Annotated in this window: 14 protein-coding genes; 12 read left to right on the top strand and 2 right to left on the bottom strand. The window is 63.5% G+C overall.

Annotated elements, in window-relative coordinates; translation table 11 throughout:
• Positions 1-20: 20 nt before the first annotated feature.
• The 4 genes from NR193_RS06350 to NR193_RS06365 are packed head-to-tail and all read left to right on the top strand — an operon-like array spanning position 21 to position 3,417.
• Positions 21-761, top strand: coding sequence for an ATP-binding cassette domain-containing protein (locus NR193_RS06350; RefSeq protein WP_256750020.1), 741 nt, complete (start codon positions 21-23; stop codon positions 759-761).
• Positions 751-1,497 carry an ATP-binding cassette domain-containing protein gene (locus NR193_RS06355; RefSeq protein ID WP_256750021.1) on the top strand — a complete coding sequence of 249 codons (747 nt, stop codon included), beginning with the start codon at positions 751-753 and terminating at the stop codon, positions 1,495-1,497. The genes NR193_RS06350 and NR193_RS06355 overlap by 11 nt, the downstream gene beginning before the upstream one ends.
• Positions 1,494-2,444, top strand: a complete 951-nt coding sequence (locus NR193_RS06360; protein WP_256750022.1) for an ABC transporter permease — start codon at positions 1,494-1,496, stop codon at positions 2,442-2,444. The genes NR193_RS06355 and NR193_RS06360 overlap by 4 nt, the downstream gene beginning before the upstream one ends.
• A gap of 1 nt (position 2,445) precedes the next feature.
• Positions 2,446-3,417, top strand: coding sequence for an ABC transporter permease (locus tag NR193_RS06365; RefSeq protein WP_256750023.1), 972 nt, complete (start codon positions 2,446-2,448; stop codon positions 3,415-3,417).
• 21 nt (positions 3,418-3,438) lie between these two features.
• Here NR193_RS06365 and NR193_RS06370 read toward each other — a convergent pair whose 3' ends face one another.
• Positions 3,439-4,278, bottom strand: a complete 840-nt coding sequence (locus NR193_RS06370) for an amidohydrolase (protein WP_256750024.1) — start codon at positions 4,276-4,278, stop codon at positions 3,439-3,441.
• Positions 4,279-4,345: 67 nt separating this feature from the next.
• Positions 4,346-5,131, bottom strand: a complete 786-nt coding sequence (locus tag NR193_RS06375) for an IclR family transcriptional regulator (protein WP_256750025.1) — start codon at positions 5,129-5,131, stop codon at positions 4,346-4,348.
• A 168-nt stretch (positions 5,132-5,299) separates the two neighbouring features.
• Between NR193_RS06375 and NR193_RS06380 the strand changes: the two genes are divergently transcribed.
• The 8 genes from NR193_RS06380 (at position 5,300) to NR193_RS06415 (ending at position 12,630) form a co-directional block, all read left to right on the top strand.
• Positions 5,300-6,619, top strand: coding sequence for a sugar ABC transporter substrate-binding protein (locus tag NR193_RS06380; protein ID WP_256750026.1), 1,320 nt, complete (start codon positions 5,300-5,302; stop codon positions 6,617-6,619).
• Positions 6,620-6,784: 165 nt separating this feature from the next.
• Positions 6,785-7,681, top strand: coding sequence for a carbohydrate ABC transporter permease (locus NR193_RS06385; RefSeq protein ID WP_256750027.1), 897 nt, complete (start codon positions 6,785-6,787; stop codon positions 7,679-7,681).
• Between the two features lie 2 nt (positions 7,682-7,683).
• Positions 7,684-8,550: a carbohydrate ABC transporter permease gene (locus NR193_RS06390; protein WP_256750028.1), complete on the top strand. Its 867-nt coding sequence runs from the start codon at positions 7,684-7,686 to the stop codon at positions 8,548-8,550.
• Positions 8,551-8,554: 4 nt separating this feature from the next.
• A complete protein-coding gene (locus NR193_RS06395) occupies positions 8,555-9,652 on the top strand; it encodes an ABC transporter ATP-binding protein (protein ID WP_256750029.1) in 1,098 nt (365 codons plus the stop codon).
• 5 nt (positions 9,653-9,657) lie between these two features.
• Positions 9,658-10,770: a mandelate racemase/muconate lactonizing enzyme family protein gene (locus NR193_RS06400; RefSeq protein ID WP_256750030.1), complete on the top strand. Its 1,113-nt coding sequence runs from the start codon at positions 9,658-9,660 to the stop codon at positions 10,768-10,770.
• Between the two features lie 9 nt (positions 10,771-10,779).
• On the top strand, positions 10,780-11,109 hold the full coding sequence (locus NR193_RS06405) for an L-rhamnose mutarotase (protein ID WP_256750031.1): 330 nt from the start codon (positions 10,780-10,782) through the stop codon (positions 11,107-11,109).
• Entirely contained in the window at positions 11,102-12,178 is a 1,077-nt protein-coding gene (locus NR193_RS06410) for a Gfo/Idh/MocA family protein (protein ID WP_256750032.1), read from the top strand. The genes NR193_RS06405 and NR193_RS06410 overlap by 8 nt, the downstream gene beginning before the upstream one ends.
• On the top strand, positions 12,175-12,630 hold the full coding sequence (locus NR193_RS06415; RefSeq protein ID WP_256750285.1) for a MaoC/PaaZ C-terminal domain-containing protein: 456 nt from the start codon (positions 12,175-12,177) through the stop codon (positions 12,628-12,630). Before NR193_RS06410 ends, NR193_RS06415 begins: the two co-directional genes overlap by 4 nt.
• The last annotated feature ends 3 nt before the right edge of the window (positions 12,631-12,633 follow it).

Raw genomic sequence — 12,633 nt, forward strand, 5'->3', positions numbered from 1 at the left:
AGCTAGCATCGAAACACGACATGCTTGAAATCAGAAACATATCCAAACGCTACGGCGAAACGATCGCGCTCGCGGACGCTTCGATCGCGTTCCGGGCGGGGACCATCCATACCATTCTGGGTGAGAACGGTTCAGGCAAGAGCACGATGGTCAAGCTTCTGTCCGGCATCGTCCAGCCGGACAGTGGCGCGATCCTTTTGCAAGGCAAGCCGTTCTCAGGCGCCGGCCCCTCGGCCTTCCAGGCGCAAGGTTTCGCCACGGTGTTCCAGGAGGTGTTGGTCGCACCGGACCGCAGCGTGACAGACAACATCCTGCTCGGCCTCGACGGGATGATCCGACGCACTGTCCCCCGCAACGAGCGCCGCGACCGGGCGGCGGCCGCGCTGAAGCGCTTCGCCGTCAGCGACGTTCCGCTCGATACGCGCGCCGGCCTGTTGCCGCTTGCCGCGCAGCAACTGGTCGTCCTCGCCCGCGCGATCGTGCGCAATCCAAAAATCCTGATCCTCGACGAGGTCACCGCCGCGCTCGACTTCGCCGATCGCGAGTCTGTCTTCTCGTTGATGCGCGCTTTTGCTGGCGACGGCTGCCTCATCCTGTTCATCACCCATCGCATGGACGAGGTGATGTCACTTTCGGATCGCATCTCGATCCTGCGCGGCGGCCGCGTCGTGCGCACCGAAGAACGGGGCGCCTCGACACCGGCGGAACTCCTCAAGGCCATGGCGCCACGCACGGCGGCGGAGCTGGCGCATGGCTCCTGATTTTCGCGGCCTCACCGTTCGTGACCTTGTCATTGCGCCGGGCGCCAGCCCGATCACGCAAGCGATCGCTCCCGGCGAGATCGTAGGCCTTGCCGGGCTCGACGGCCACGGCCAGGAGCTGTTCCTCAAGATGCTCGCCGGCCTCGTGCCACCACTTGGCGGCTCGATTGAAATCGGCATGCCCGGCGCACCCCGCAAGATCACCGGGTTCCGCAAAGCCGTCTCCAGCGGCATCGCCTATCTGCCGCGCGACCGGCGGGCGAACGGCATTTTCCCGACACAGTCGGTGCTCGACAATTTCGCTGTCTCGACACTGTCGCGCGATACACGCCTCGGCCTGATCAGCCCGGCGGCGCGCAAGGCGCGCTACGACATCTATCGCGAGAAACTGTCGATCGTCGCGCCCCGGCCCGATGCGCCGATCACCACCCTGTCGGGCGGCAACCAGCAGAAGGTTCTGCTGGCACGGGCGCTGGCGCTGGAACCCGCGATCCTGCTGCTCAACGACCCGACACGCGGCGTCGATGTGGCGACGCGGCATGTCCTCTACGACGTCTTTCGCGGATTGGCCACCGACGGCATGGGGCTCGTCATCCTGTCCAGCGAGATCGAGGAGATTCTTCTCCTGTGCCATCGCGTGCTGGTGTTCCGGGAGAATGAAGTCGCGGCCGAAATCGCCGGTGAGCGGCTCACCACCGACAGCGTAATCGCTGCCATGTTCGGACGGGCGGCATGACCCCAGTTAATCGCCTCCTGTCTCTTGGACGAAGCGTCGGTTTCGCCGTCGTGCTGCTGGTCATCCTGCTTGCGGTCAATCTCATCCTCAGTCCGGCGCGGTTTCAGCCAGGATCCTGGGGCGCCCTGCTCGGGCTGGCCGCGCCCTTGATTGGTGCGGCCATCGCTTCGACACCGGTGATCCTCGCCGGCCGTGGCGGCATCGATATTTCGGTCGGCCCGCTGATGGGCTTTGTCAACGCTTTTGCGATCCAGGTGCTGTTCCTCGGCGCCGGCATCTCGTCGCCCCTGGTGCTCGTTCCGGCAGCGCTGCTCGTTGGCGCGCTGGTGGGCGCGGCGAACGGCTTCCTGGCGACGGTCGTTCGCATCCAGCCGATCGTTGCTACGCTCGGCACCTATCTGATCCTCACCGGCGTGACGCTGACGATCCTGCCGGCACCGATCGGCCCCGCGCCTGCCTGGCTCAAGGCGCTGTCCGGCCCGCTTTCGATGCTGCCGCTGGCGGCGATGTTCCTTGCCTGGTGGCTGGTTCGGCGCACTCCATACTACGACCAGCTGATGGCGGTCGGCAGCGACGACCGCGCCGCCTACACTGCCGGTGTCGATGTCACGCGCGTGCGCTTCATCGCCTATGTCATGACCGGACTTCTTGGCGGATGCGCCGGGCTGATGCTGACGGCGCTGATCGGCTCCGCGGATCCCAATATCGGGCCGACCTACACGCTGATCGCCATCGCCGCCGTCGCTCTCGGCGGCGTCAGCCTGGCCGGCGGCCGCGGCGGTGTCGCGGGGGCTGCGATCGGCGCCATCGACATCTTTCTCCTGCAAAGCGTGCTGACGACGTTCAACGTTTCGACCTTCGTGCTGCAGATCGCCTATGGCGCCATACTGGTGCTGGCGGTGATGCTGACCGCGCTGCAGGAACGTGTTGCCATGAGGGGACGCTGACATGGCCACTGGGCGAAACCTGTTCGCGACAACCAATGCCCGCGTCGTCGGTGCGTTTTGCGTCGCCGCCGTTCTGCATCTCGCCGGCACAGTCCTCATCCCCGGCTACTCCTCGCCATTCGCGGTGCGCGCGATGCTGGTGCTCGCCTCGCTGCTGGCGGTCGCCTCGATCGGGCAGACGCTGGTCGTCATCATGGGTGGCATCGACCTGTCCATCCCCTTCGTCATCGGTTTCGCCAATGTCGTGGCGGCACAGCTTTACGGCGACGGCTGGAACTTTTTTCTCGTCTGCGGCCTCGTCGCGGTGCTGGCACTCGTCATCGGCGGCCTGAACGGGCTGATCTCGCGCAGCCTCGACATCCAGCCGCTCATCGTCACGCTGGGCATCGGCATGGTCGTGCAAGGGCTGGTGCTGTTGTGGACAGCCGGTTTCCCGTCAGGCTCGGCACCGCAAGCGGTTTCCAGCTTCGTGTCGATCGGCGGATCGGCCGGGCCGCTGCCGGTTCCATGGCTGGTGCCGAGCCTGGTCGTGCTGGCGGCACTCGTCGTCCTGGTGCTGGAGCGGACGCCCTATGGGCGTCGGCTCTATGCGCTGGGCAGCAATCCGGGCGCGGCACCGCTGGCATTGATCGACCCGGTTCGCATGTGGGTCATTACCTATGCGGCGAGCGCCTTCTTCGCTGCGGTCGCGGGCGTGCTGCTGCTCGGCTTCACCGGTTCGGCCTATGGTGATGTCGGCCAGCCCTATCTGTTCCAGACCATCGCGGCGGTCGTCGTCGGTGGTGCGGCGCTGGTCGGTGGCCGTGGCAGTTATCTCGGCACGATTGCCGGCGTGCTGGTGCTGACCGAAATCAACACGCTGCTGATCGGCCTCGGCTTCCAACCCTCGGCCGTGCAGGCCGCGCTTGGTTTCATCATCGTGCTGCTGGTCTCGCTCTATGGCCGCGAGCGGCACGTCTCGACGACGATCTGACGCAATACCAAGCGGACCCGCCTATTCGAGCCGCCACAGCTTGCGGGCATTCGCGGACAACAGCCTGTCACGTTCCGAAACGCTGCAACCCGAAAGCAGCGCATGGGTCGCCGCCACCCAGGTCGAGAGGCCGCCGCCGAGCGTGCAGACCGGCCAGTCGCTGCCCCAGATGACACGGTCCCAGTCGAACACACCGATGGTGTGCTCGACATAAGGCCGCAACGTCTCGGCCGTCCAGCTGCCGGGATCGGCATAGGCGACGACACCGGAAATCTTGGCCATGACATTCGGGCGCCGTGCGATCTCGCTCATATGCTCGCGCCAGGGATGCTCGGCTCCGCCCTTGATGTCGGGGACGCCGCAATGGTCGAGGACGAACCTTACATCGGGCGCAAGGTCGGCAAGCGCGATCGCCTTGGGAATCTGGTGCGGCAGCACGACGAGATCGAAGGTCAGGCCGGTGCCGCCAAGCCGCTTGATGTTGTCCCGGAACAGCGCGCCTTCCGAGAGATCATCCGGCACGACATGGAGGACACGGCGGAAACCCTTGACGAAGGGATTTGCTCGCTGGCGTTCGAGATAGGCCGCAAAATCCGTCTCTTCCGGCCGGCAGGATGCGATCGCCCCGGCCAGCATGCTGCCGGGCTGCCCAGACAATCCTTGGACACGCGCGGTCTCGGCCTCGATGTCGGCTGGATCGACATCGACTTCCATGTGCAGCACGCGCTCGACGCCGACACGCTGCGCCTCCACAGCGTATTCCTCGTAGGAGAAATCGCGGTTGAGCGCCGGCACGCCAGCGAGCCAGGGATAGCGCAAGGCCGAGCGATCGATGAGATGCAGATGGGTGTCGATGATCATGGTGGCTCCCCTCCTCCTTGGCTTTTTCAGATCATCTCACGGAGGAATTCTTCATTCAAATAAGAATTTACGCCGATGAGCCGACCGCCGACCCGGCCAGGCGCGACAACTTGTCAGCCGTGGCCAGCAACAGTTCGATCGTCCTGGTGATGTCGGGCGCTGAAGGTGCATTGACGACGGTGATATAGGGAATCGACAGCGCAGCGATCGCCTTGCCGTCGGAACTGCGCACGGGCGCCGACAGGTTGAAGACGCCGGCGGTCTGCATCGAGGCCATCATCTCGTAGCCACGGTCGCGGATCTGATCGAGACGGGTGAAGAATTCGGCCGATTGCGCCGTCTTGTCGGTGCTGCGGACATGCTCGGAAATCATCATCTGCCGTTCTTCGGGCGAACGGAAGGCAAGCAGGACATGTCCCGAACCGGTATCGAACAGGCTGATATGCGAGCCGACCCGGATCGATATGCCCCAGTAGTTCGGCGCCTCCTGCTGACCGATCACGACGGCGGAACCACGATCAAAAACAACGAGTTGATTGGCTTGCTGCGACGTCTCGGCCAACTCACGCATCAGCGGCGTGGCGTAGGAAACGAGGCGGCGCACCGGGGCATGCAATTGCGCCAGGCCGAACAGCTTGAGGGTCAGCGAATAGCGGTCTCCATCCAACCGCGTGACGTAGCCGCGCCGCACCAGCCGGTCGAGCATGCGGTAGAATTCGTTCGGGCTGCGGTCGAGTTTCTTGGCGATTTCCGCTTGCGTCAGGCCACCGTCGACGCCCGCCAGCAGCTCAAGGATGTCGAGCCCCTTGTCGAGCGCCGGCGCGCGATAGCGCTCGTCTTCGCTGTCGTCCATGGCTCGTCCCTCCAGTGAATTCTGTCCTTCATATACGCAGGAATGTGACCAGCGGAAACAAATTTCGCCTTGACGTATCCATGAATGTTTTGTTTGTATATGAATGTAGCACTTCTTGTCATCAGACGAGTTGCGGTCGCCGCTGAGGCGCACCAAGGGAGGATACCAATGAACAGACTGCTTTCCGGCGTATCCGCCGGCGCATTGTTGCTTGCATTCGGTGCAGGCACTGCCCTTGCCGGCGACCTGCCCGGCAAGTTCGAAGGCGTGACCATCGACGCCAAACTGATCGGCGGCCAGCAATATGAGAAACTCTACGAGCGGATCCCCGAATGGGAGAAGCTGACCGGCGCCAAGGTCAACATCCTGACCAAGAAGAACGGCTTCGATATCGACAAGGAACTCAAGTCCGACATCGCCTCGGGCAGCACCAACTGGTGCGTCGGCTGGAACCATTCATCGTTCGCGCCGCAGTATACGAGCCTCTACACCGACCTCGGCAAGCTGCTGCCCAAGGAAGAGATCGACGCCTTCGTGCCGTCGACGATCAAGGCGGCGACCATCGACGGCAAGCTGGAGATGCTGCCGCGCGCGCAGTTCGACGTTTCGGCGCTCTACTACCAGAAGAGCCTTTACGAGAACGCCGACAACAAGACGAAGTTCAAGGCGAAATACGGCTATGATTTGGTGCCGCCGGACACCTGGAAGGAAGTCACCGACCAGGCCGAGTTCTTCGCCAACCCGCCCAATTTCTACGGCACGCAATTCGCCGGCAAGGAAGAGGCGATCAATGGCCGCTTCTACGAGATGGTCGTCGCCGAAGGCGGCGAGTATCTCGACAAGGACGGCAAGCCCGTCTTCAACTCAGAGGCCGGCATCAGGGCGCTCGACTGGTTCGTCAATCTCTACAAGGCCAAGGCCGTGCCAGCCGGAACGACCAACTACCTGTGGGACGATCTCGGCCAGGGCTTTGCCTCCGGCACCGTCGCCATCAATCTCGACTGGCCGGGCTGGGCCGGTTTCTTCAACGATCCGAAGTCGTCGAAGGTCGCGGGCAATGTCGGCGTGAAAGTTGCGCCGAAGGGCTCGTCGGGCAAGCGCACCGGCTGGTCCGGCTTCCACGGTTTCTCGGTGACCGAGAACTGCCCGAACAAGGAGGCCGCAGCCTCGCTGGTATGGTGGCTGACCAACGAGGACAGCCAGAAGCTCGAGGCTGCCGCAGGCCCGTTGCCGACCCGCACGGCGGTCTGGGACTGGGACCTGCAGCAGGCAGCCAATGATCCTTACAAGAAGGAAGTGCTGGCGGCTTTCCAGGAAGAGGCAAAGAGCGCCTTCGCCGTGCCGCAGACCCCTTCGTGGATCGAGATCTCGAACGCCGTCTATCCCGAACTGCAGGCGGCGATCCTCGGCGACAAGACGTCCAAGCAGGCCCTGGATGAAGCCGCTGCCAAGGCGACGCAGATCCTCCAGGACGCCGGCAAGCTCTAGCAACCGCTCCCAAAGGCTGCCTCCCCCATCAGGAAGATGGGGGAGGCGATCGCGCCTTTCCGGGCGAAGCCGCGGGCCGATCCATGATGGCCCTTCCGCCGCCCGCCGTGGGCTTCGGCGTGGAAGAGGCACCGACAGTCGCATGCAACACCACACAGGACCTCTATGAAGGGCTTCAAGCCATCCGCGCCATTCCTGCTGCTGCTTCCGGCGATGATCGTGCTGGCGGCGGTCGTCGTCGTGCCACTGCTTCTATCGCTCTATTCCAGCTTCACGCCATTCCGCCTGACCAAGCCGGAGACTTTTTACGTCTTCATCGGCATCCGGAACTATCTGTCGATCCTGTCCAACACCGATTTCTGGTGGGCGTTCGGCCGCACGGTTCTGCTGCTGACGATCGCGCTCAATCTCGAAATGCTGCTCGGCCTTGGCCTGGCGATGCTGGTCGAGAAAGCGACACGCGGCCAGCGCATCCTGCGCACGCTGATGATGTTTCCGATGATGTTCTCGCCGATCCTGGTCGGCTTCCAGTTCAAGTTCATGTTCAACGACAATATCGGCCTGGTGAACAATGCCTTGCAGTCGCTCGGCATCACGCAGGACGCCATTCCGTGGCTGATCGAAGGCCATCTCGCCTTCATCGCCATCTCGATCGCCGAGATCTGGTCATCGACGGCGATCTTCGCCATCCTGATCCTCGCCGGCCTGCTGGCCATGCCAAAGGAGCCGATCGAGGCGGCGCGGGTCGACGGCTGCACGCCGTGGCAGACATTTCGCTATGTGACCTGGCCCTTCGTCATGCCTTTCGCCTACATCGCCATGACCATCCGCTCGCTCGACGTCGCGCGCGCCTATGACATCGTCAAGATCATGACCGACGGCGGACCGGCGGGCCGCACCGAGCTGCTGTGGACGCTGGTGGCGCGCACCGCCTATAGCGACGGGCGCATGGGCATGGCCAACGCCATGGCCTATTTCTCGATCCTGCTGTCGATCGCCTTCACCGTCTATTTCTTCAACAAGCTCGCCGCGGCGCGCACGCAGATCGGTGCGGAGTGGTGAGAATGGACGAGAATTCTTCCGCCCGCCTCAAGCGTCGGTTGCTGGGCATCGTCTATCGCATCGGCCTGTTCCTGGCGATGCTGACGATCTGCCTGCCGGGCCTGTGGATCGTCATCTCGTCGCTACGGCCGACCGTCGAGATCATGGCCAAGCCGCCCGTGTGGATCCCGCAGGAGATCTCGCTCGACGCCTATGTCGCCATGTTCAGCGGCATCGGCAAGGGCGGCATCCCGGTGATCGAATATTTCCGCAACTCGCTGATCATCTCGGTCACCTCGACGATCATCGCGGTCGCCATCGGCATGGCCGGCGGCTACGCCTTCGCGCGTTACCGCTTCCGCGGCAAGTCCAGCGTGTTCCTTGGCCTGATGCTGACGCGCACGGTGCCGGGCATCGCTTTGTCGCTGCCGCTGTTCTTCCTCTATGTGCGTCTCGGCATCATCGACACACATTTCGGGCTGATCCTGGCCTATGTCGCGCTCAACGTGCCGTTCACGATCTGGCTGATCGATGGCTTTTTCCGCCAGGTGCCCAAAGACCTCGCCGAAGCAGCCCAGATCGACGGATGCACCCGCTGGCAGGCCTTCTGGCAGGTCGAGTTCCCGCTCGCCGGGCCGGGCATAGCGTCCGCCGCGATCTTCGCCTTCCTGACCTGCTGGAACGAGTTCGCGCTGGCCTCGCAGCTGACCCGCTCGGTGAGCGCCAAGACGCTGCCGGTCGGCCTGCTCGACTACACCGCCGAGTTCACCATCGACTGGCGCGGCATGTGCGCGCTCGCCGTGGTGATGATCATTCCGGCTCTCACCCTCACCTACATCGTCCAGAAACACCTTGTCGGCGGCCTGACCTCCGGCGCGGTGAAAGGCTGATCCAATGGCAACCGTTTCCCTCAAAAAGCTGACCAAGCGCTACGGCAACATCGAGATCGTGCATGGCATCGATCTCGACATCACCGACCGCGAATTCATCGCGCTGGTCGGCCCCTCCGGCTGCGGCAAGTCGACGACGTTGCGCATGATCGCCGGGCTCGAGGAGATCAGCCAGGGCTCGATCGAGATCGGCGGACGTGTCGTCAACGATCTGCCGCCGCGCTCGCGCAACATCTCGATGGTGTTCCAGTCCTACGCGCTCTACCCGCACATGACGGTGCGCGAGAATCTCGGCTTCTCCCTGAAGATCGCGGGTGCGGCCAAGGAAGACATGGATCGCCGCGTCGCCGAAGCCTCTGCCATCCTCGGCCTCGACGCGCTGCTGGATCGCCGCCCGTCGCAACTGTCCGGCGGCCAGCGCCAGCGTGTTGCCATGGGCCGCGCCATCGTGCGCGATCCTGACGTATTTCTGTTCGACGAGCCGCTTTCCAACCTGGACGCCAAGCTGCGCACGCAGATGCGGACCGAGATCAAGAAACTGCATGCCAAAGTGCAGTCGACGGTGATCTATGTCACCCATGACCAGGTCGAGGCGATGACGCTTGCCGACCGCATCGTCATCATGCGCGACGGCCATATCGAACAGGTCGGCACGCCCGACGAGGTTTTCCGGCGGCCGGCGACACGCTTCGTTGCCGGCTTCATCGGCTCGCCACCAATGAACCTGCATGAAGCCACGATCTACGACGGCCAGATGGTTTTCGCCAGCGGCGAAAGACTGCCTTTGCCCGGTCAGTTCAAGGCCAATGTCGCCACCGGCGAAAAGGTGGTGTTCGGGCTGCGGCCGGACGACATCTATCCGACCGGCCATGGTATCAGCTCAGGTGGCGTCGCCGACGTCCACCAGATCGAACTGCCGATCACGGTCACCGAACCGCTCGGCAACGAGACGCTGGTGTTCGTCGAGTTCAACGGCACGGACTGGGTGTCGCGCATGCTGAATCCGCGACAGCTCAAGTCGGGCGAGCGGGTCGCCATGAGCCTCGACATGTCGCAGGCGCATCTGTTTGCCGCCGACACCGGAAAGACATTGCGGAGCTGATCGACATGGCTAGAATCGAGAAAGTCGAACTGCGGATGGTGGACCTTGTGCCCAAGGTCAAGCGCACCGATGCGATCCAGAGTTTCATCAGCCAGGAAACGCCGATCGTCACGATCACCGATTCCGACGGTGCGGTCGGCACCGGCTACAGCTACACGATCGGCACCGGCGGCTCGTCGGTGATGCGGCTGCTCTCGGACCATTTGGTGCCGCGCCTGATCGGCCGCGACCCCGACATGATCGAGGCGATCTGGCACGATCTCGAATTCGCCACGCATGCCACCACGATCGGCGCGATCACCGCAATCGCGATCGCTGCGATCGACACAGCGCTTTGGGACCTGCGGGCGAAGAAACAGGGCCTGCCTTTGTGGAAACTGGCCGGTGGCGCCAAGGACCGCTGCCCGCTCTATACGACCGAAGGCGGCTGGCTGCACATCGAGACACAAGCTCTGGTCGACGACGCGCTGGCTGCCAAGGCGAAGGGCTTTCGCGGCTCGAAGGTGAAGATCGGCAAGCCGCATGGCGCGGAGGATCTTGCGCGCCTGTCGGCGGTGCGCAAGGCGGTTGGCGACGGCTACGAGATCATGACCGACGCCAATCAGGGATTCTCGGTCGACGAGGCGATCCGGCGCGCGGCAAGGCTGCGCGAGCTCGACCTCGCCTGGATCGAGGAGCCGCTGCCGGCCGACGACATTGATGGGCATGTGCGATTGTCGAATTCGACGCCGACGCCGATCGCCATCGGCGAGTCGCTCTATTCCATCCGCCATTTCCGCGAATACATGCAGAAAGGCGCCTGCTCGATCGTCCAGGTCGATGTCGGCCGCATCGGCGGCATCACGCCCTGGCTCAAGATTGCCCATGCGGCGGAGGCGTTCGACATTCCGGTCTGCCCGCATTTCCTGATGGAACTGCATGTCAGCCTGACCTGCGCTGTTCAGAACGGCAGATATGTCGAGTACATTCCGCAGCTCGACCAGTTGACCGGCAAGCACATGCGCATCGAGGATGGCCAGGCGCTGGCGCCGGACGAACCGGGCATCGGCATCGACTGGGACTGGGACGCGGTCAAGGCCATGAGCATCGCCGAGTTCACCACGGCGATCTCGAAATAGGAGACTGGCATGCAGCGGATGGGGATGGTTCTTGGGCTGAAGCCGGAAAAGGTCGAGGAGTATGTCCGCCTTCATGCCGCCGTGTGGCCCGACGTGCTGACCATGATCTCGGCCTGCAACATCAGGAACTATTCTATCTACCTGAAGCGGCCGGAGAACCTACTGTTCAGCACTTTCGAATACCATGGCACCGACTACGGGGCCGACATGGCCAGGATGGCGGCCGATCCCCGGACGCAGGAATGGTGGGCGGTCTGCATGCCTTGCCAGGAGCCACTGGCGACGCGCAAGGATGGTGAATGGTGGGCAGCCATGGACGAGGTCTTCCATCATGACTGAGGGCGGTTTCGATCCTGCCTCACTCGTTCAGTCCTGGCCCAAGCCTTCGAAGCCCCGGCCGATCGTCACCTTCGGCGCCGGATCGATCGTCGGCGACGCGCATTTCCCGGCCTACAGGAAGGCCGGCTTTCCAGTCACCGGGCTTTACGATCCCGATCATGCCAGGGCCGCAAGGCTGGCGGATCAATGGGGTGTAACCGCCTTTCGCTCGGCCGAGGAAGCCGCCGCCGTCGAGGGGGCGATCTTCGACCTCGCCACGCCACCATCCCGCCATGCGGATGTGCTGAAATCCTTGCCCGACGGCGCCGTGGCGCTGATCCAGAAACCGATGGGCAGCAACCTTGCCGAGGCGACCACGATCCTCGAGATCTGCCGCGCCAAGAAGCTCCATGCGGCGGTGAACTTCCAGCTGCGCTTCGCGCCAATGATGCTGGCGCTCAAGGATGCGATTGGCAAGGGCTGGCTCGGCGAGATCGTCGACTTCGACGCCTGGCTGGCGGTGGCGACACCTTGGGAGCTGTGGGAATTCCTGCTCAAGGCGCCGCGTGTCGAGATCGCCATGCATTCGATCCACTATCTCGACCTGATCCGGCAGTTGCTCGGCGACCCGCAAGGTGTCCACGCCAAGACGCTCGGCCACCCCAACCATGCGGTGGCGCAGACGCGCACCAGCGCCATTCTCGACTATGGCGACAGCGTGCGCTGCGCACTGTCGATCAATCACGATCACAAATTCGGCCGTCGGCACCAGGCCTGCGAGTTCCGCATCTGCGGTACCGAGGGAGCGGCCTATCTCAAGCTCGGCCTCAATCTCGACTATCCGCGCGGCGAACCGGATGTATTGGAGATTTACCCGAAAGGTGGGACGGACTGGGTTGCCGTGCCATTGGCCGGCGAGTGGTTTCCGGACGCCTTTGTCGGCCGCATGGCCAATGTCCAGCGCTTTGCAGTGGGCGAAGACGTAGAGCTGATCAGCCCGGTCGAGGATGCGTGGAGCACGATGGCTTTGGTCGAGGCCGCCTATCAATCGAGCGCGGCGCCGGCGACGCCGATCGCGGAAAGGCCCTGATGGAACAGATCCAGTATTTCGAGGACTACGAGATCGGCTCCTCGCGCCTCACCAGCGGCCGCACCATCACCGAAACCGACTTCATCGTCCATGCCGGCCACACCGGCGATTTCTTCCCACACCACATGGACGCCGAGTACATGAAGACGACGCCGTTTGGCCAACGCATCGCCCATGGCACGCTGGTGTTCTCGGTCGGCATCGGGCTGACGGCAAGCGTCGTCAATCCCGTCGCCTTTTCCTATGGCTACGACCGGCTGCGCTTCATCAAGCCGGTGTTCATCGGCGACACGATCCGTACGCGCACCACCATCGCGGCCAAGGAAGACGATACCAAGCGGCCAGGTTCGGGACGGGTGATCGAGCGCTGCGAGGTGATCAACCAGCGCGGCGAAGTGGTGCTGGCGGCCGACCACATCTACATCGTCGAACGCAAGCCGGCGCAGGGCTGAAGC

Source organism: Mesorhizobium sp. Mes31 (assembly GCF_024519675.1).
Taxonomy (GTDB): domain Bacteria; phylum Pseudomonadota; class Alphaproteobacteria; order Rhizobiales; family Rhizobiaceae; genus Mesorhizobium.